Here is an 18105-nt window from a genome sequence, read left to right on the forward strand (position 1 = left end):
TCTCGCCGGTCGTGGTGCTGGCCTACTTGCTCAGCTTGGCCTTCAGCCGATCCTGGAACATCTTCGCCTTCTCTATCCTGGCCTGGTCGTCTGGTCGAAGGGCTTCGCGGGCCTCTTCATCGGTCAGGATAGGTTTCGAGCCTTCAACTTCTGCCATGACCGACCTGGCTGCGGTTTTCTGTGCTGTAGGTTGTTGGTTGCCGTTTTGCGGTTGTTGTTTCGTGTATGAAATGGGCTGGAACTGCTCGAAGCGAGATTGAAGCTGCTCGATCTGCTGACGCATGGCCTGCATCGCGTGACGCTCATCCGGGTAGGGCAGCGGTCCTTTCTGAGCTTCCATGATCTTCTGGAAGAACGGATCTTTGAAATAGACGATCCGGTCTGCGAGGATCGCGTGCTGGCGCTCGGGGATCAGGATGACCTTTGTCGGGTCAAGCTTTTTTACCTCGTCCGGGGTGAGCAGGGGCCGCTCTTCATTCCGGCGCGAGACGGAACGTCGGCGCATCCCCTTGCCATCCGAGGAATAGCTGTCGCTGACCGAGAGCCTAGTCGTCTTGCCCAGGGCTTGCGACACCTCGGAGGCGGTCTTTTTCTCGTTCGGGCTGATGAACAGCTTCATGCCGGCGGCCGACTCGATGGAAAGCCTGTCGTTTTCCTCGTAGATCTTGTCCAGGCCGGGGATCGACTGCGTGATGATGGAAACACGTCCACCATGGCCGGCCAGCTGCTTCAGGGACTGGACTACGATGGGCATCTTGCCGAGCTGGTCGAACTCGTCCATGAGGATCATGACCGGCCAGGGTTCCGTTTTGGGGTTGGGCAGGGTCGCGCGCAAGGTCGCAATCAACTCGCCGAACAGCAGGCGCAGCAAAGGCGCGAGCGTGATGATGTCGTCGGAATTGACCACAAGATATACGGATTGCAGTTCCGAGCGCAGCGTCTGCCAGCTGAAATCATTGCCGCTGGTCACTCGGTCGATCTGGGGGTTGACCCAAAGACCGAGGCCGGCGCCCTTCAGGACGGAAACGTATGACGACAGGGTGCGGTCGGCATAGCCGCTGAAATCGGTGAAAATGTCTCTGGTTTGTGGGTGGCGGGTCTCTGCGGCGCGATTCTTATACTCGGCTGATTTGTCGGCACCGCCGAAAAGGATCCGGGTGATCTCGCCGATCGTCGGCTTGCCGCGCTCGATGGCCAGCATCCCACCGGCGACGAACAGTTCGCGTGCGCCCACGATGAAGTCGGCTGCGCCGCCTTTCTCGCTGGTTGTCAGAAAATAGGTCGCGAGCTTGCTCAACTCGGTGAACTGCTGGTCGGTATTCTTCAACCGCGCGATCCGTTCCAGGGGGTTGTAGCGGTGAGACTGATGCTCGAAGTCGAAGGGGCTGAAATAGAAGATCTTGTCACCCTGCGCCTGCCTGTAACGGGCTGTGGCCTCAAAGATTTCGCCCTTCACATCAAGGATCACGCATGATCCCGGGAAAAGCAGCGTGTTCGGGATGACATAACCGACGCCTTTGCCCGCCCGTGTCGGCGCCACCATCAGGCAATGTGGAAACTTGTTCCAGTCGGCGGCGACGAAGCGATTCAAGCCGAGGATCCGACCGAGAAGCCCCCAGCGGTTGTGACGGGCAAAGACCAGGCCGCTGCCGATGGCCTTCATCAGTCCGTTCTTGCGGATTTCGGCGCGTGTCTGGAAATGCGCCTTGCCGTATTCCGTCAGTTGCTGCGTGAAGGATAGGGCCAGCACCAGAAGCACCGTGGCACCAATGGCCGCCCCGACGATCTGGTAGCCGGCGCGCCAGGGTTGCAGCATGATCCGTTCCCAACCGGGAAACTCATTCACCAGGATGAAGGGGTCGGCTGTGGAAATATTGGCACCGAGCTGATGCTGGACCCACATGCCACCGATCATGAGCCCGACTATGGCGCCGGCCACGATACCGATGGGCAGTGCGATAAGGGTGCGGCTCATGACCTACCTCACAATTCCAGGTCGCTTCCGGCTTCATGGCGCCGTTCGGCTTGCTGGTCCTGCTCAACCTGCGCTGCTGCTTCGGTCACGACCTGCCGAAATGCATCTGTGACCGGGCCGCGATCACGTGCGGGCAGTTCCCTGATGTTCTCGCGGACGAAGGTGATGTCGTCTTTCATGCGATCCACCAGACTCATCATCATGTCGGTGGATGAGCTCTCGATCCTTTGCAACGTCGCCGCATTTGCATCCGCACCAGGTTCGTGCTCGTTGCCGGGGTCCACGTAGGGCCTGCCGTTGACGTAGATAACGCGCTCGCCCCTCGCCTCCGCTTCGCGGCCAGCCGCGACAGCCTCCTGCTGCTGGCGTAGAAGATCAGCTTGTCGATCTTCCCAAGATTGCTGCTCCTCGGTGCGGTTAAACTGCGCCTCGGCCTGCGCCCCGAGATAGTCAGGATCGCCGGCGGCGTCATAGTCGATCTCGTTATCACGGCGATGTTGCTCGTGGTATTCGCGCAAGGCGGCAATGTTCTCATCGGTCGGCTCAAGGTCGGCCTCGTCGTCGGGGCTTTCCAGCCGCAGGTCGGGATCGCGTGATGCTGCCTCCCTGATCTGCCCCTCGGTCATTTCCAACTGCTCTCCGTCGCCAGTAACCACGGGAATGTGCAGTTCACCGCTGTTTGCTCGCAGCTCCAGCTCATCGAGGTGCATCTGGCGCATCTCCTCGAACGCTGCATCCAGCTCCGCATCCTCCTGCTCTTGAGCGCGGCGCGCGTCGTCCGAAATCTCGTCTGCCATTCTGGTATCGCCATCGGGGAACCGCGCCTCATAATCTGCAATGGCATCGGTCCTCACATCGACTGATGTGGCGAGGCCCTGGGCCTCAAGGAGTTCGTTGAAGCGGTCAACACCTGCCCGATAGTCCGTCCCCGCCTCGGCAAGCAAATCTTCGCTAATCTCGTTTTGCGAAATTTTCTCGACTATATTCATCACTGTATCCTCAAGATGAGTGCGGGCTTCGCCGGGCTCCATCTTTTCTGCCTCGACCAACACTTGGCGGCCGGTTTCGATCAGCGCGTCAGCCTTCTCACGCAGTTCATCGGGCGTAAGCGCCTTATTCGTTTCATCAGTCTGTGCCATTGAAAAATCCTTTCTGGCCCGTTTGACGGGCTGATCTGGGGGTAATCAGGTAAGATGCTCATCCAGAGCGGGGAAATAGACTTCCATGATGCCCCGCCGGTCGCCCTGCCGCCCTGTCTGGATCACCAGGTCGATCGACCCGCGCAGGTATCGCAGGATTTCGGCGTAATTGAGCCTGATACCCGTGTTCAGGACCAGGAAAGCTAGACGGTCCATGGCCTTGCGGGCTGTTTCCGCATGGATCGTCGTGAAGCTGCCGGCATGGCCGGTATTGATTGATTCCAGAAACGTCATCGCCTCGGCGCCACGCAACTCGCCGAGGATGATGCGGTCCGGCCGAAGTCGAAGTGTCGCCTGCAACAGCTTCTCGGCCGAGCGGGACGAGTTTTCCGAACGCGAGGCGATCAGGCTGACATGGTTCGGCTGATGCGGCAGCAACTCGGCCGAATCCTCGATCAGAACCAGCCGTTCGGAATCGTCAATCATCCATTGCAGCCTGCGCGCCAGCTCGGTCTTGCCGGTCGACGTGCCGCCTGAAATGATGATGTTCAGCTTCTCCCGCACGCACCGCTCAAGGAACTCATCCGCAATCGTCCCGGCCTCGGTGGCCTCGACGAGCTCGCGCATGCCCCGTATCTTCTCCAGCCGCTCTGCCTCCAGCGATGATCCCTGCTGGCGCAGGACGGCAAATTGCTTCGGCTGTTCTTCCGCCCTGCGGCGACGGAACAGCCGGATGGATACACAGGTGCCGCCCGATGACGCTGGTGGAATCATCGCCTGGACGCGCAGCGTGACCCCCTTGTAGGTCACGGTGGTCGAAATCATCGGCTCGCTGTCCGTCAGCCTCAGCTGGGCGGTATTCGCAATCTGCTTTGCCAGGTCCGTGACCTCTTCAACGGAGATCGCATGCCCTTCGAGCGGTTTCATTGATGCTGCACCGGCCTTTTCGACCCAGATCAAGGCGTCGCTGTTGATCGCCAGCTCGATGGTTGCAGGATCGGTCAGCGGCCCATCGAGCTTTGCAAGGTAATGGTCGAGATAACCGTTCATCAGAACAGCTCCAGATCATTGTTGACCCGAACCTGCACGACTGCGCCCTGATCGACCGAGATCGTCGGCGGCACGTCCAGGTAGCCCTGCATCACATTACCAAGCGCGGTCGATGCACCCTGGCCTACATTTGCCGCCGTGGTCGAAGCCACGTCATTGTTGCTGTTCCCGTTTTCGTCGTCGTCCTCCATGGCAGCGGTGATGATCTCTGGCAGCGCGCCAATGACTGAAACGGCGGCGGCTGCCCCGAACCGGGCCAGTGTGTGATTGTTCACATGGCCGGGCATTCCCGAGCGGCCGATCCGGTCCGTGCCATAGCCTTCCAGCTGGACCGATTGCCCGTCCGAAGTCACAAGGCGGTCCCAGGCAATCAACACCCGGCGCTGGCCGCGATCCACATCCGAACTGTAGCGGCCATAGAGCTTTGACCCACGAGGGATCAGCACCTGGCTCATGTCCATCGACCAAACGTCATAGCTGACATTGGCCGCGACGTTCCCCGAAAGCGCCGAGCTGATCGCGGTTTCCAGCGTGGCCTCGATCATCGTGCCCTGGATGATGGTGTTGCTCGGATTGGCGATCACCTGGCTGCGGGTCACAGTGGATTTCTGGGCGCCGGCGCGCAGGAACGCTTCGTCGCCCTCATATTTCCGCTCTTCGCCCTCGCCGCCACCCGCACTGGTTCCGCTGGCGCGAAAGGCCACCATCGGCGACTGGATCTGCGCCTGGCGCCGGGCCTCTTCTTCCGCCCGCCGGGCCTGAAGCTCGGCCAGACGCTGCTGTTCGAACATCGCCTCGTCCTGCTGCTGCGCGAACATCTCGGCCTGGTTGTCGAGCTGCGATTGAAGGCGCATCCGCTCGCGCTCGGCCTCCGCCACCTGGGCGTCCTTCGCCTCGCTCTCCTTCCGCACGGCCTCAAGAGCAGCTTGCAGCTTTTCCATCTCACCGGCCCTGGCACTGGCCTGGTTTCGGAGCTCGGCAATCTCAGCCATCATCCCGTTCAGTTGTTCGTCGCTGATCGCGCTTTGCTGAACCGCGGGCTGTGCCTGTGGCTGCGGTGCCGGCCGGCTCTCCGGCCTCGGCCGCGAGATGGTGAAGCCGTCCAGACCAGAATTGTCCTGGAACTCGTTCACCTCGGATGTGGGCAGATTCAGTGAGGGCTGCTGCAGGGTGGCATCAGGCGCGGCCAGGAAGGCGTAGCTGGTCAGCGCGGCTCCGGCAATGAAGGTGCCCGCGCCGATGGCATAGGGCCGCCACCGGCTTGGCTTGCTGACCTTGCCCTGGATGCGTTTCAACCGTTCCTGGATGCTGTTGTCGTCGTTTTCGTTCGCCATGGCGCGATACCCCTTTACCTGACCACCGAAGCCGGCTCCCCGGTGACGCAGACGTAGCTGTCGCCATAGCGCAGCACCCAACGCTCGGATCTGCCGGCAACGGTGATGATGGTGCCGTTCGTCGTGGTGTTGACCGTGTATTCCTGGCCCTTCGCATCTGCCCTGAAGACCGAGGGCATCGGCGCGCCGGCGGGGATCTTGAAGTAGGTCTTGGTGCCGTCATCGCTCACCCCGACTGGCGCAAACTCCGCGCCCGTCGATCTGGTCGAAACCGAATAACGCATACGCGGCAGGGTCGCGGAGGCCTCGGCGGCCGCGCTGGAAGCCCTGCGCGTCGAACGGCCCGAGCCAGGGACTGAGAACTTGACCGACCAGGACGGTGTGCCACGTGCTGTTTCGGTGACCTGCATGAAATAGAAGCGGCGGTCCGTTTCGACCGTCATGTTGGTCGAGGCACCTTCGACCACCGGCTTCACGGTGAAGACATTGGAACCTTCCAGCTTGTCGATCTGAAAGCTCTCGCTGTCTCCGATCGCGATCGACTGGATGTTCTCGCCGTCACCCAGCTCGATCAGCGTCACGTTCCGGACCCGGGTCTGAACGTGATAGACCTGACCGCTTACATAATTGGCATAGGTCACGCGGCTGTCACGCGAGCCGGCCTGTGGCCGGGCTTCGGCCAGCGCCAGCCCCGGTATCGCCAGGATCAAGGCCAGGGCGGCGGTGGTGGTGATGGGTTTGATCATTTCAGGCCCTCCTGTTGCGCTTCCAGCGAGTCCGGGGTGGAACGGTAATCCGTGACGGTGAAGCCGAATGGGTTCTGCCAGACCAGCTCCAGTGCGGATTGCTGGCTCGGCACGAACTGATAGGTGACGGTGGCGGTGAAATTGCCGATCCGGTCATCCTCGCCCGGGCGGGTCAGCGTCTTGACGAAGCGGACCGTTGCGGTGTTCGGGTTGATCTGGTTGATCGACAGCACCTCGATGCTGACCTTGCCGGACTGGCCGTAAAGCGTCAGGGGGTAGTTTTCGTGACCTTCGGTCCACTGTTCGCGCAACGACTGTTGCGCCTGGCCGGCCGACTGACGATAGACCCGCAGAATCCGGTCCTCGTTATCGTTCACGTCATAGGTCTCGCGGCTCATGACGTAGTTGTAGAGCAGGCTCTGTTTCACCGCGTCTGCATGCTCGATGCTGGCCCGCTCGATCTGCACCGCCCGCTCGGCCTGGCCGGTGTTGCGATCCACGATGGTCAGGAAGGCCTGCGTCTCCTTCAGCGGCAGGGTCATCAACGCCACCGTGATCCCGCCCAGGCCGACCAGGCTGCCGACGATGCCCACCATCCACCCCATGCGCTCACGGCGGGGGACGCCGAAAATAATCTCGTTTTCGAGAATCGTCCTCTGTTCAGACTCTTGGTCTGTCATGAATTTAACTCCTGATTTCAGGCAATTAAGCCGTCTGAATTAATTTCCGCCGCGCAGCCTGCGCATGTCGTCGCGCTTCTGGCGCAGCATGGCGCCACGTTCGCGAAGCTCGCGGTCGCGATCCTTCTTCACCTGTTCCGGACTGTCGGCCGTGCCGTTCTTGAAGCCTTGGGCGATCAACTGCCTGTCCTGGCGGTATTGCTGCAGCTGCTTCACGCCCGGCAGCTGCTTTGCCGTCGCGGCAGCGCCGCGCTGCCCGAGGCGCAGGACTTCCGGTGCGATGGTGGACAAACGAAAATGTCCGGTCATCTGGCCGGCCGCGTCCGGGATCGCCTTCAGCGCGAAGATGCCGACGAAAACCACGACGCAAAATCCAAGGAGCTGGTTGATCGTTTCAACATTTTCCTGCGGCACAAATTGCTTCTGTGCTACGACTATGATGACCGAGATCACGGCCGAGGCGGCGATCGGATACATCAGGTAGCCGACCAGACTTTCGAGCCATGCTTCGAACATGCCTTTCGACCGCTCGAAGATCGTGGCGGTGATAGCCAAGGGCGCAACGCCGAGCAGAACCGCGATCATGATCTTGGCGAAGGCCACGATCAGAACATAGCCCGCCATCAGTAGAGCGAGGATTGCATAGAAAAATGCGCCCAGCACCCCGCGCATGATCGAGCCCTGCGACCTGGCCACGCCGTCAGCGGCGTCCGACATATTGACGGCCATTTTGTCCATCGCGCCATAGATGCTGTCCGTGCTGGTCGAACTGGCGACGTTGAAGAACTCCATGGCCAGCGTTTCGCCGGTATGGGCGAAAGCCTGATAGACGACGCTGAAATTCGACCAGCTGAAGGCGAATATGTAGATCATCACGATGCGGGTCGCGATCTGGATCGCATCGCGACCACTCATCTGGTAATAGCCGACTGCCATATTGATGCCGATCAGGATCAGCAGGATGGTGCAGGCGATCGTCATCACCGGCAGCATCCCCGAGGCTGAGGCCTCGAAGAATTTTTCCCCCGCCGACACGATGCTCGTGTCGATTGTCCCCATGATGTCACTGACGATGCCCATCAGAACTCGCCTCCGCACATGGCTTCGACCTGATCGCGAATCTTGCGTCCCTCGGTCTGATAGTGCTCGCCCCATTTAAAGCGGTTCCAATCCTCACCTTCCTTTTCAGTCAGCTCGGCTTTGATCAGGTTGACCCCTTGGAAGGGCGCGACTTTGCCGGCGCAAGTGCAGTCGCGCTTGTCGAGAGCATGCTTATATTTCACGAAATCGTAGATCGAACGGGTAGCAAAACCCTCATCACTCACCCGGTCGTTGTAGACTGTTGATTTTAGCTCCGGCACCTTTTCGCAGGTGCGGTAAGGCTCATTCCTGGCACCCTCTATCGGCAGGACGGCGCTGGTGTCGGAGCGGTCGAGCCGAAGATCGAGGTAGTCCTCCTCAGCCTTCCGCTGCTCCTCGGTCAGCCCAAGATCAGGACCCTCCTCGATGAAGACCTTGTCCAGCCCGGCAAAGGGGTTGTCGTCCGCCTGTGTCACCAGGCCATCCGGGGTCTGATCGCCTCGCGGGAAGATCTGCGCGCCCGCGACCACTACTGCAATCACCACGACAGCCGCCCCGCCCAGAAGAACCCGCTTGTTCATCTCACTCCTCCAGCTTCACTGTCAGGTATTTTTCTTCCTCGGCCGCCGTCGCGGCGTCCATGATCCCGGCCTCGCCCATTCCGACCGTCTGAACCGCTTCCATGGCCCAGATATTGGCCAGGGCGATGCCCAGCTCGCCGGTGACGCGCGTGTTCAGGTCAATGGCCTCCTTCAGATTCTGCGTCTCGCCGATCTGCTGCATGAACCCGTCCATGCGCGTCAGGCTTTCACGGGCCGCCTGCGACGAGCTTTCCGCCGCCACCGACATGAAGGCGTTTACATTCGCCTGGTTGCCGATCCGCGCGGCAGAGGCGTTTTCGCTGTTCGCCAACTCGTCCACTTCCGTCTTCTTGATACCCGCGGTTTCGAAGGTCTTGCTCACGAAGCTGTCCACAGAGCCGCCGCCGATTGAGCTCGTGCCGGACAGCACCCCCGACCAGTTGCCCGACTTGGCCGCGTCGAGCGATGCGGTCAGGTTCGAGAAATCGGGGAGAATGTCGCGCAGGAAGCTTTCGGGATCGAGGCCGAGATCGGCAAGCGACAGCCCGTTCTTCAGTGCGTCCAGCTGGGCCTGCATGGTCTTGATCTGCTCGATCAACTTCAAGGTCTGGTCGTCGAGCTTCAGATTCTGTGCGACTTGCTCCTGGAGCTGGAGTTTCGACTCGGTGATCATCTCTTGCAGCTTGGCGATCGAGGTCACGTCAATCGTCGGCACGCCCTGCGCATGGGCGCCTGTCGCCACGGCCAGCGCGGAGGCGGCCAGAAGGAATTTGATTTTCTGCGGGAAATTCATTCGTCCATCCTCACTTGCAGATATTTTTCGTCCTCGATGTAAGCCTGGATCAGCAGCGCGTTGCGGGCCGCTTCGACCTTGCGCCGTGTAGCGGCCAGCCGGACCAGGATATTCGCCATGCGCGCGACCTCGCCCCGCGCATAGGTGTTCAGATCCATCGCCTCCTTGACCGATCCGGTGCTTTCGATCTGGACGAGGATCGAGCGCAGCCGAGTAGCGGCAGCGCTCATGGTATCAATGCTGTGCGCTGCATAATGCCAGCCGGCGTCCGCTACGTTTGATGCCTCGGCAATAGCCATGTCGCGCGGATCGAGCGTGCCGACCGCATCGGCCGCGCCATTCATGCGTGCCGCGTAGCGGTCGTAATAGCCGCTGATCTTGACCACATAGTTCTGCGTCTCCTTATATGGCGGAATGCCGCCATATTTCTGCACCGCGCCAGGTCCGGCATTATAGGCCGCCAGCGCCAGGGGCATGGATCCGAAGCGGTTCAATTGCTCCAGGAGATATTTGGCCCCCCCGTCCAGCTGCAGGCGCGGGTCGTCATAATAGGCCGGATAGACGCCGAGGTATTTGGCCGTGTCCGGGATGATCTGGGTCAGGCCGAACGCCGCCTTCGGGCTTTTCGCCCCGATAGAGAAGTTCGATTCCTGTTTTACCAGCGCCTGGAACCAGCAGCGGAACTCGACCGCGTTGATGCCGGCTTTCGTCAGCGCCGGGTGATTGCCGTATTTCACCGCCGTTTCGGCAATCATCTGCTCGATCGTCACCGGCGCGTCGCCCATGATCCGATCGACATAGGGGTTGTTGTCGTCGATCGCATAGACCGTCGAGGCCGCGAAGACCTCACCCGCATCGCCGCCGCCTTCCAGGTCGGGGATGAAGGCGCTCGTGCCCGTCAGCAACTCAAGTGTCTCATCGAGGGCGGCCAGCTGTTCATCCTGCTTGTCGAGGATGTCCTGGCGCTTCGCGTTTTCATCGACCTCGGCCGCGCGCTCGTCGCGGTCCTGGTCCATCTGGATCAGGAGCTCGGCAATGCCACGCCCATCCAGGGTCGGCACGCCCTGCGCGATTGCCGCCGGAACGGACGCTGTTCCGAGGATCAGCGCCAGCGTCGCCGCCCTGACGGGGATCAGGCGCTCAGCGGGCCACAGGAACATATTCGAACTCGCAATCATCCATCGGGACCAGGGCCATGGTGGACCAGCAATTCGTCTTGCGGATCGGCGTCTCGCCCCCACAGGCCGCAAGGATGGGCAGGACGGCGAGAAGCAGCAAAAAAGCCTTAATCATGTTTGAAATTCCTCCAGAATTGCGGTTTGGTTTCGTAATCTTCACCGAACATCTTGCGGGCGGCTTCATCGCTACCCAGGGCGGCGAGCAGAGGGCCGACGGCCGACAGGTCCATGTTCAACACCGTCGAACCACTATGGCCGTTGAACAGCACCTCGCGCTTGCCCCGGGAACCGTCGAGCAGAAATCCCAACTCGTTCTCGGTCAGGTTGTAGCCCGTATAGTCCTTGGTGACGGCCTTGCTGTTCGGGAAGAGCATCCGGTTCGGGAGGCCTTCCAGGATCGACTTCGCCTTGCTTTCCCGGATATGCGACGGAAATTGCGTCATCAGGATCATGACCACGTTCTGCTTGCGGACCGTGGCCAGCCATTTCGGGATGCGCCGGGCGAAATAATCGTCGTCAAGGACCGTGCTGGCCTCGTCGATGATCACCAGGGTTGGCACCTTGTCCTCGAACATCAGTTCGAGCCGCCGGAAAATAAAGGACAACACCGCCGTTCGCTCAGTCGGCAGATCAAGGATTTCCGTCAGGTCAATGCCAAGGACTCTGGATTTCTGGCTGAAGTCGATAACCGGCTCTTCTGCCTCGCCGAACACCCAGCCGTATCGACCGCGCGGACCCCATTCGCTGAGGCGCAGCGCAAGATCACGGTCATCGTTCACATCGCCGATCAGCTCCTGGAATTTCTCGAAGTTCCGCAGTTCCGCCGGGGCAATGCCATTCTGCCGCACGGCCGATTTCAGCGCCTCGGACTGCTGTGGTGTCAGATGCCCGCCCGCCCGTTCCACCAGTGCCGAAAGCCAATCCATCTGCCACGCCTCGCCGCGAGGCCCGCTTTCGGTCAGCAGAGGATTCAGCCCTGTCGGTCGCCCGGCGAGGATCTGGGCATAGCGCCCCCCAAGTGCGGCGACGACCGGGCGCAGGGCCTTGTCCTTGTCGAAGAGCACGATCCGCAAGCCCGGGACACGCATGGCTTGGGCGGCAAGGAAGGCTTGCGTCGTCGATTTGCCCGAGTTCGACGGGCCGAGGACCAGCGTATGGCCGAGTGTCGGATCGGCGGGCGCCGGCGGACCCTCCTCATGCCAGCTGAACCTGTGCGCGCAGCCGCCTGCCGTCTCGACAACTGTAATCGGCGTCTGCCAAGGTAATTTCCTTGCCGGAGAGCCCGCATTCTCCATGTGAAGTGAGGCCAGATCAGCGAAGGTCGTGGTGCTGACCGTCATGTCCCAGCACTGATAATCCTGGTTGCCAGGATGCTGTGCAAAGAACGTCGCTTCGAGGCTGCGTTCGGTGCGACTCAGCGTCACCTTCATCCGCTCCGATACGCCGCGAATATGTGACACGCGTTGGTCCAGCTCGGCCTGGCTGTCGGCATAGACGGTGATGGAAAGCTGGTGGGCGCCCACGCCCGCCTTGCCGGTTTCGACGTCATCAGCCACATCGAGCAGTTGCTCGGCCACGGAAGCGGCCAGATCGCCGGCGGCACGCATCTGGTCGATGCGGGTTTTCACCCGGCCCGAGATCTTGTGATTTGCAATGGGCGTGAACGAATGGCAAATCACCATGTCGATCGACGTGTCCAGCGCGTCCAGCATTCCCGGCCAGGTCGTCTCCGAATATTTCCAGATCGCCAGCGTCGCGGCATAGCGCGGCCGCCCGAACCCTTCCTCGATGAGCATCGTGCCGCGCTTGTGGTCGAATTTGACCGCAATATTCGCCACATCCTCTGCGATCAGCGTGCGCCGGCCGCGATAGCTTTTGCCGAGGACGGCCGTGTTGATCGCCGAGAGAAAGCCGAGCATGCTGCCATCGCTGATCTTGAGCCGCCGGGCATTGAGCGAAAGGCTGGTTTCCAGGATCGACACGACCTCGCGCAGCTCGTGAAGGCGCGTGGTCGTGTCGCCATCGAGCAGCCGCTTCGCAGCCCTCTGGAACAAGGGCAGCTTTAGAGGTTGGCTCAGGTTGCGAACGACAGTCATGACCAGCACGAAATCATGGAGGTTCTTGCTGGCGAGATGCGCCTGCCATTTGCGGTCAAGGTCCGCGGCGAACCCGTCGCCGTGGATCGCTTTCAGGCCGAACTGCGCCGGGCGCATCATCCGATGGATGTAGACGGTGAACCGCTCGTCCAGACCGTCGAGGACATGCGCGAATGCCCGGCGCAGCTCGTGTATTTCACTGTCCGAGCTAGTGAGACCGTCAATGCCCGTGATTTCGAGCGCGATCAGCAGACCGTTCTCTCGGGTCCGCACGACCTCATCGTCAACCTCGATCGCATAAGGCATGTGCCGATACAGATTGAGATCGGCCGGAAGGATTGTGCGGGCACGCTCGCTGACTTCGCTCAAATCACGGGGGCTAAACATAGCGGCGGAATCTCTTCTTTTTGTTGAGAGAAATGACAGGCCGTGTTTTGGTCCAGATCACGGCCACAACCCGATGACCGTTGGGGTTGATAATCGTCACGATCTTGGCGAGGCCATACCAGAGCGGTGCAGTCAGCAGCCAAGGCAGCCATTTTACCCAGATGAACGGCAACATCGTCAGGCCGCCGACCGCCAGGAAGTAGGGCATCGGCAGGCCATACATCTTGGCCTGCCTCGACAGCCCGAGGATGACCGGAGTGCGCTCGACCATCAGGTGAAGATCGACTTGAGCTGGGTTACGATGTTCGTGGCGCCGAAGGCAAAGAACGCACCAAGGCAGATCATTCCGACCCACATCCAGCTGATCCGGTTGAAGGCAGCCAGAAAGCCGGTGATGACCAGCGCCAATGTGAAGAAGATCGTCGTCGGGTTACCCTTGATCCAGGTGATGAAGCTGTTGCCGAGCGTGTCGATCTTCGAGAACTGCACCCCGCCCGCAGTGGCCTGGGCAAGCACATCGGTCGCGAACATCGCAGCCCAGAGTAGCAGGACGACGAACAACGCCATCTGCATGTGATTTGGTTTCGTCATGGCAAATTCCCTTTCAATTTCGTGCCATTATCTGTTCGTGGCGGGAAAGAATCCTGACCACGTAATCGCGGGTTTCCCGATAGGGAGGGACGCCGCCATATTTCCGAACCGCCGCCGGGCCAGCGTTGTATGCTGCCAGCGCCAGCGTCGGACTCCGGAAATTCTGAAGCTGCGTGAGGAGATAGCGCGCGCCTCCGTCCAGGTTTTGCATCGGATCGGACGGATCGACCCCAAGGAGCGAGGCCGTGCCAGGCATCAACTGTGCCAATCCGAGGGCGCCCTTCGGACTTTTGGCACGCTGATTGAAGCGCGATTCTTGCCAGATCATTGCCTCGAAGAGCGACAGCCATTCCTGTTTCGTAAGGCCGGCGGCAATGATGGCGGGATGGTTTTGGTAGCGGAGCGCCGTCTGCCTGACGCTGGGGAGGGCGCCCAGGTATTCACCAACGGGCGCACGGCCGACGATGATGTCGCCGCTTCCCTTGGTGGAGGCCGCCATCAGCTCTATGTCGTTGCCTTCCGGCTCATCTGGCTTGGGAGGGAGGATCAGCCTGCCGTTGCGGTCATAACGAAAAACTGCACGGGGGCGCTGTTCGGGTTTCGCCGCCTCGGCCGTGGCGCCAAAGCGGATCACATCAGCTTGGGCGCAAGTCGTTGCCAGGAGGATGGAGGTGAGAGCGGCTGGGAAAGCCAGCCGGGCCCGTCGCCAAGCTCCGCGCACCTGCGCGCACAGAGCGGTGCAAAATGGTGCGGTATGCTCGGGGTTACTGAGCCCTATCCGTCGACTCTGACCAGTCGGATAGCGTAACTCTTTGCCGTTCGCGTTCGCCGGCGATAGACGGGATGATTGGGGACCGCACGCAATACTGCTTGCAGAAGCTGTAGATGCCGTTGACCGTCTTGAAGAGGCGCATGTCCTCAGCAGTCCCCCCGCGCCGTGCTTTGAGCAGTGGGATCTCTTGCTTGCCGTCAGGTGAGACGAGTACGACGACCCACTCACCATACCAGTATGAGCTGCGCAGGTAGGCGTCGGAGCGGCACAGCACTTCGAAGTGCCAGCCATCGCGCAAGTATTCCATGAATTCTTTTGCCTGATCCAGAACAAAGTAAGGTGGCTTCATAAAGGCAGGCGATGACACGGTCCGTCTCCATTGACGGTCGCACAGCCCGCGGTTACTGACACCGCAGGAATACGACATTATAAGATCGACAACAACCTTATAATTTCGTCCAACCGTAGAAAGTTGTTGGCGACCTTACAAAATTGTTCATCCGCCAAGCGGCGGACGCCCTACCAATAGCCCGATTTTTTAAAGGGGCCAACAGGATGCGAGGTCGGGAAGAGTGTCTTTCGGGTTACCGGCCGTGTTCGCCAACGCTGTGACCGGACTGCCCGGGGTGCAGCCTGGCCGCAGAGGGCCCGTATTCGTCGGTAACATCTTCTGGAGGAATGACGTCGCAACCGAATGCCAGGAACCGGCCGTCCTTGTTGCCTTGGATCTTCCCCAGTGGATCGGGCGCGAAACCCATCTTCTTCGCCATGCGCATGAACGCCGGTGGGCCGAGGAACAGGCACCTGCGGGCACTTATCTTGAACAGGAAGCGGTTAGCAGCCGCGAGAATGGCCTCTCCGACGCCAGGCTCCTTCTTTGCCACCAGGCGCGTCAATTCCCAAATCTCATCTGAGACAGGGGGAGCAGACTCACACAACTCTGTCGGCATTCCTGACAACAGGCCCAAGCATGCGTCGCGGATCATGTAGGAGCTTTTGGCCCCATCGAAGTTATCGGTCCTAAGCAGCCGAGCCCCACCCAAGACTTCTCCATCACGGTGGGCAACGATGTAGATGGCGCCAATGACCCCGCGAGCTCCCATGTTGTCATACTGATCAAACTCCAGACCATCGGCTGTCTTGAGCCCCCAGTTCTTCTGGTTGATGAAGACTTCCCGGCGCAAATCCCAGAACTTCATGATCAGTGCCCATCCCTTCGCGACCTCGGAGGGAGAACTGAACGACTTGCTCCAGAGCACACTGACAGCGAAGTCCCGTCTGTTGCTTTCTTGACTGGAGGTCTGCGACGCAGCTTCAGTGAGCCTTACCATGTGGGAACCTTGCTAACCCTAGAAACTGACGGCCGGCGAGAGGGTTGGGAAGCCAAAGCCCTCTGTTCGACACCTCGATGGTCACAACCCCATCGATCGCGTAGAAGTCGAAATATTCGTGCAGGGTCTTCACCATATCCTTCGTAAATTCTGGCGTCCTTTGGGAGCAGGTGTCATCTGGGTTCGCGCGCCACGAGCCATCTTCCAACACCTCCACCACCACCACCCCGCCGGTGGCGAGATCATCAAAGTTCTCGTTCAGGCTGGCCACCATCTCCTTTGTGAAGCCAACCTTCGCCTCGACGATAGTCCTGGCCTCAGAGGCCCTCTGTTGAAGCATACATGAATCCCTCTTTCGATCCATCAACACCCCGGGGACTGGACATTCCAGCATGATCGGCAGATTTTATACTTTGGGATAAGGTAATTTATGCTTTCGGATAATCCATGCTCATCAACAGCTTGCAAAACTACACCATTGACCGCGCTTGGCTGACCGAACTTGCACCCGCTGGATGGGTGCTGTCGTTCAACTATACTGCCGCTGGTGCCGAGAAGCTCGACAGCACCATGCCTGCAGTTTGGCAGGAGGCGTATGTCCGTGGTGGCGTCTTCCTGGATGACCCGGTGTTCCGCTGGATCGTGAAGGAGCAAAGTGGCGCGACACGGTGGTCGGAGATCGACCTTCCCGATAGCCAAGGCGTTCTAAAGGCAGCAGCTGCGCACGGGATGAGGTATGGCATGGCTGCGACCCGCAATGTGAACAGCATCCACTCCTTCATATCGCTGTCACGAGCAGACCGTGAATTTTCGGATTCCGAGGTTCGTGAGGTCACCGAAAAGTTCTTCTACTGGGTTGATTTGCTTCACAATAGGGCTTCCTTGACAGATGGTGAAATCGCCGTCTTGGAGTGCTTGCGGGATGGCCTGTCCCAAGCGGCAGCCGCAGAGCGGCTAGGCGTATCCCTTCCAACGATCAAGTACCGAAGCCAGCAGGCCCAAGACAAACTTAAGGCGAGGACCAGCACGCAAGCCGTGTCGATCGCCAAGGACAGGGGCTTCATCTAAGAAAATTTTATCCCAAAGTTTAAATCGGAGCCCTTTCCTCTTCCCTGTCTTGCTGCCTGCTTCCAACGTCCTCGCCAGACTGCAGTTGGTTGAAGGATAAGTTGCGATGCAAACACAAGGCGCCATGCGACCTACCAACCGATTCATCGGTGAAGTGCGTGAACGGGATGGGATCGGTCTTCGGTATGAGACGGCATCAGGCGACACGGGGGTCGTGTGGCTAATCCAGCCTTCTGACCCCGCGGGCTCGGTTCCTTCGCGAATGACGGTCTTGGGACGGTATCTTGAGCAGACCGGGGCTTTCTCTTGCCCCAAGGGCCGTTTAGACGCTATACAATCTTGTAAGATCGTTTCTGACCTTGCAAGGATGTAGATATGAAGATCAGTAAGTCATTAATACCAATCGCTTTTTCACTGTCAATAGTGCCTGCAATTCCGGTGAAGGCTCACCCGATCGACTGCGCTATCCTGCTCTGCATGGCCGGAGGGTTCCCAGCCAGTTCCGAGTGCGCGCTTGCCAAGGCGGAGGTCATACGACGCATCACCCCGATCCCCGTCGAGCCGCCCCTCCAGCCCTGGCGTTGCCCCATGGGCCTGGACGCCTCGACAGCCGCGAAGATCGGCGTGTCAATGGTGGTCGGGCCAGATGGGTTGAACCCGGAGACCCGCGCGATCCGCGATGGGATCGAAATCTATCATATTCAACGATATTTCCACAAACGCACGGGCGATACCCAATACATCACGGATCGAACTTCGGTCGGCACGTATACGGAAGACGGCAATTTCCAGTGGGCGGCCGGCAGCTACCAGCACGGGCCCTCGTGGTTGGCAGAGGCCACGGGCGGCTACACTGTCACTCGGACCGTTGGATGTGATGATGATCGCCACTCTGTCTACGGGCGCGGCTGCGAACCTATCGAGATCGAGACAACTAACGACCACCGCGGTCATATCCGAGGTGTTTTCATGCGCTATCGTGAATGGGATGGCAGCTACCACGTCGAGGCGATCCGCTACTGAACCTAGCGGGTGCCCGCTGGCGCACATACTAAGAATTGCCGCGGGGCCCTAGTCGTTGTAGGGTTCCGGGTTAAATGCCCCCGTAGAGGAGCCAGAGCAGAATCAGAGACATACGGCCCATAAGTAAACCCCCCCCGCGGGGACCGCACGAGGGGGCTTGAGTTAGTAACACAGGTTTGGCGACCTGCATTGCTCCATCAGTTACGAGCATAGTTACTTCCCCGGCCTCGAAAATCAAGAGCAAAAACGCATTTGTGCGAACGGATGTGCTATGCCCGCGG

Annotated in this window: 20 protein-coding genes; 2 read left to right on the forward strand and 18 right to left on the reverse strand. The window is 60.0% G+C overall.

Annotated elements, in window-relative coordinates; translation table 11 throughout:
- Positions 1–22: 22 nt before the first annotated feature.
- From ACNKFW_RS22645 to ACNKFW_RS22730, 18 genes are all read right to left on the reverse strand, one after another.
- Positions 23–1975 (reverse strand): type IV secretory system conjugative DNA transfer family protein, encoded by a 1953-nt coding sequence (locus ACNKFW_RS22645; protein WP_418025897.1) that lies wholly within the window; start codon positions 1973–1975, stop codon positions 23–25.
- A gap of 8 nt (positions 1976–1983) precedes the next feature.
- On the reverse strand, positions 1984–3114 hold the full coding sequence (locus tag ACNKFW_RS22650; protein ID WP_116171345.1) for a hypothetical protein: 1131 nt from the start codon (positions 3112–3114) through the stop codon (positions 1984–1986).
- 45 nt (positions 3115–3159) lie between these two features.
- On the reverse strand, positions 3160–4164 hold the full coding sequence (locus ACNKFW_RS22655; RefSeq protein ID WP_140848547.1) for an ATPase, T2SS/T4P/T4SS family: 1005 nt from the start codon (positions 4162–4164) through the stop codon (positions 3160–3162).
- The gene (locus ACNKFW_RS22660; protein ID WP_418025899.1) at positions 4164–5498 is read right to left on the reverse strand and encodes a TrbI/VirB10 family protein; all 1335 of its coding nucleotides are present in this window, start codon (positions 5496–5498) and stop codon (positions 4164–4166) included. Before ACNKFW_RS22660 ends, ACNKFW_RS22655 begins: the two co-directional genes overlap by 1 nt.
- Positions 5499–5512: 14 nt before the next feature.
- Positions 5513–6244: a TrbG/VirB9 family P-type conjugative transfer protein gene (locus tag ACNKFW_RS22665; RefSeq protein ID WP_116171313.1), complete on the reverse strand. Its 732-nt coding sequence runs from the start codon at positions 6242–6244 to the stop codon at positions 5513–5515.
- Positions 6241–6924: a virB8 family protein gene (locus ACNKFW_RS22670; RefSeq protein ID WP_116171314.1), complete on the reverse strand. Its 684-nt coding sequence runs from the start codon at positions 6922–6924 to the stop codon at positions 6241–6243. Before ACNKFW_RS22670 ends, ACNKFW_RS22665 begins: the two co-directional genes overlap by 4 nt.
- 39 nt (positions 6925–6963) lie before the next feature.
- Complete coding sequence (locus tag ACNKFW_RS22675) at positions 6964–8004, reverse strand: type IV secretion system protein (protein WP_181180906.1); 1041 nt, start codon at positions 8002–8004, stop codon at positions 6964–6966.
- Positions 8004–8585: a hypothetical protein gene (locus ACNKFW_RS22680; RefSeq protein WP_116171316.1), complete on the reverse strand. Its 582-nt coding sequence runs from the start codon at positions 8583–8585 to the stop codon at positions 8004–8006. The genes ACNKFW_RS22675 and ACNKFW_RS22680 overlap by 1 nt, the downstream gene beginning before the upstream one ends.
- A gap of 1 nt (position 8586) precedes the next feature.
- Complete coding sequence (locus tag ACNKFW_RS22685) at positions 8587–9378, reverse strand: type IV secretion system protein (protein WP_116171317.1); 792 nt, start codon at positions 9376–9378, stop codon at positions 8587–8589.
- On the reverse strand, positions 9375–10538 hold the full coding sequence (locus tag ACNKFW_RS22690; protein ID WP_418025902.1) for a transglycosylase SLT domain-containing protein: 1164 nt from the start codon (positions 10536–10538) through the stop codon (positions 9375–9377). The genes ACNKFW_RS22685 and ACNKFW_RS22690 overlap by 4 nt, the downstream gene beginning before the upstream one ends.
- Positions 10519–10671, reverse strand: a complete 153-nt coding sequence (locus ACNKFW_RS22695; RefSeq protein WP_166436154.1) for a hypothetical protein — start codon at positions 10669–10671, stop codon at positions 10519–10521. The genes ACNKFW_RS22690 and ACNKFW_RS22695 overlap by 20 nt, the downstream gene beginning before the upstream one ends.
- Entirely contained in the window at positions 10664–13039 is a 2376-nt protein-coding gene (locus ACNKFW_RS22700; RefSeq protein WP_116171319.1) for a type IV secretion system protein B4, read from the reverse strand. Before ACNKFW_RS22700 ends, ACNKFW_RS22695 begins: the two co-directional genes overlap by 8 nt.
- Complete coding sequence (locus tag ACNKFW_RS22705; RefSeq protein ID WP_116171320.1) at positions 13032–13310, reverse strand: VirB3 family type IV secretion system protein; 279 nt, start codon at positions 13308–13310, stop codon at positions 13032–13034. Before ACNKFW_RS22705 ends, ACNKFW_RS22700 begins: the two co-directional genes overlap by 8 nt.
- Positions 13310–13630: a TrbC/VirB2 family protein gene (locus ACNKFW_RS22710; protein ID WP_116171321.1), complete on the reverse strand. Its 321-nt coding sequence runs from the start codon at positions 13628–13630 to the stop codon at positions 13310–13312. The genes ACNKFW_RS22705 and ACNKFW_RS22710 overlap by 1 nt, the downstream gene beginning before the upstream one ends.
- A gap of 13 nt (positions 13631–13643) precedes the next feature.
- Positions 13644–14264 carry a lytic transglycosylase domain-containing protein gene (locus ACNKFW_RS22715; RefSeq protein ID WP_243700327.1) on the reverse strand — a complete coding sequence of 207 codons (621 nt, stop codon included), beginning with the start codon at positions 14262–14264 and terminating at the stop codon, positions 13644–13646.
- Positions 14265–14394: 130 nt separating this feature from the next.
- On the reverse strand, positions 14395–14769 hold the full coding sequence (locus ACNKFW_RS22720; protein ID WP_140848480.1) for a hypothetical protein: 375 nt from the start codon (positions 14767–14769) through the stop codon (positions 14395–14397).
- Between the two features lie 217 nt (positions 14770–14986).
- Entirely contained in the window at positions 14987–15733 is a 747-nt protein-coding gene (locus ACNKFW_RS22725) for an acyl-homoserine-lactone synthase (RefSeq protein WP_116171324.1), read from the reverse strand.
- The gene (locus tag ACNKFW_RS22730) at positions 15717–16073 is read right to left on the reverse strand and encodes a hypothetical protein (RefSeq protein WP_116171325.1); all 357 of its coding nucleotides are present in this window, start codon (positions 16071–16073) and stop codon (positions 15717–15719) included. Before ACNKFW_RS22730 ends, ACNKFW_RS22725 begins: the two co-directional genes overlap by 17 nt.
- 107 nt (positions 16074–16180) lie before the next feature.
- Between ACNKFW_RS22730 and ACNKFW_RS22735 the strand changes: the two genes are divergently transcribed.
- Positions 16181–16801, forward strand: coding sequence for a helix-turn-helix transcriptional regulator (locus ACNKFW_RS22735; RefSeq protein WP_116171326.1), 621 nt, complete (start codon positions 16181–16183; stop codon positions 16799–16801).
- 375 nt (positions 16802–17176) lie between these two features.
- Positions 17177–17824: a hypothetical protein gene (locus tag ACNKFW_RS22740; protein ID WP_032488774.1), complete on the forward strand. Its 648-nt coding sequence runs from the start codon at positions 17177–17179 to the stop codon at positions 17822–17824.
- The last annotated feature ends 281 nt before the right edge of the window (positions 17825–18105 follow it).

The sequence above is a fragment of the Paracoccus sp. TD-10 genome, assembly GCF_048270675.1.
Classification (GTDB): Bacteria; Pseudomonadota; Alphaproteobacteria; order Rhodobacterales; family Rhodobacteraceae; genus Paracoccus; species Paracoccus pantotrophus.

Bases quoted from the DNA above. Each gene is read 5' to 3' on its own strand.
- ACNKFW_RS22705 (WP_116171320.1), bottom strand. From the start codon at position 13,310: ATGGTCGAGCGCACTCCGGTCATCCTCGGGCTGTCGAGGCAGGCCAAG.
- ACNKFW_RS22725 (WP_116171324.1), bottom strand. From the start codon at position 15,733: ATGGTAAGGCTCACTGAAGCTGCGTCGCAGACCTCCAGTCAAGAAAGC.
- ACNKFW_RS22695 (WP_166436154.1), bottom strand. From the start codon at position 10,671: ATGATTAAGGCTTTTTTGCTGCTTCTCGCCGTCCTGCCCATCCTTGCG.
- ACNKFW_RS22690 (WP_418025902.1), bottom strand. From the start codon at position 10,538: ATGTTCCTGTGGCCCGCTGAGCGCCTGATCCCCGTCAGGGCGGCGACG.
- ACNKFW_RS22660 (WP_418025899.1), bottom strand. From the start codon at position 5,498: ATGGCGAACGAAAACGACGACAACAGCATCCAGGAACGGTTGAAACGC.
- ACNKFW_RS22670 (WP_116171314.1), bottom strand. From the start codon at position 6,924: ATGACAGACCAAGAGTCTGAACAGAGGACGATTCTCGAAAACGAGATT.
- ACNKFW_RS22650 (WP_116171345.1), bottom strand. From the start codon at position 3,114: ATGGCACAGACTGATGAAACGAATAAGGCGCTTACGCCCGATGAACTG.
- ACNKFW_RS22685 (WP_116171317.1), bottom strand. From the start codon at position 9,378: ATGAATTTCCCGCAGAAAATCAAATTCCTTCTGGCCGCCTCCGCGCTG.
- ACNKFW_RS22655 (WP_140848547.1), bottom strand. From the start codon at position 4,164: ATGAACGGTTATCTCGACCATTACCTTGCAAAGCTCGATGGGCCGCTG.
- ACNKFW_RS22665 (WP_116171313.1), bottom strand. From the start codon at position 6,244: ATGATCAAACCCATCACCACCACCGCCGCCCTGGCCTTGATCCTGGCG.
- ACNKFW_RS22680 (WP_116171316.1), bottom strand. From the start codon at position 8,585: ATGAACAAGCGGGTTCTTCTGGGCGGGGCGGCTGTCGTGGTGATTGCA.
- ACNKFW_RS22710 (WP_116171321.1), bottom strand. From the start codon at position 13,630: ATGACGAAACCAAATCACATGCAGATGGCGTTGTTCGTCGTCCTGCTA.
- ACNKFW_RS22740 (WP_032488774.1), top strand. From the start codon at position 17,177: ATGAAGATCAGTAAGTCATTAATACCAATCGCTTTTTCACTGTCAATA.
- ACNKFW_RS22730 (WP_116171325.1), bottom strand. From the start codon at position 16,073: ATGCTTCAACAGAGGGCCTCTGAGGCCAGGACTATCGTCGAGGCGAAG.
- ACNKFW_RS22645 (WP_418025897.1), bottom strand. From the start codon at position 1,975: ATGAGCCGCACCCTTATCGCACTGCCCATCGGTATCGTGGCCGGCGCC.
- ACNKFW_RS22735 (WP_116171326.1), top strand. From the start codon at position 16,181: ATGCTCATCAACAGCTTGCAAAACTACACCATTGACCGCGCTTGGCTG.
- ACNKFW_RS22675 (WP_181180906.1), bottom strand. From the start codon at position 8,004: ATGGGCATCGTCAGTGACATCATGGGGACAATCGACACGAGCATCGTG.
- ACNKFW_RS22700 (WP_116171319.1), bottom strand. From the start codon at position 13,039: ATGTTTAGCCCCCGTGATTTGAGCGAAGTCAGCGAGCGTGCCCGCACA.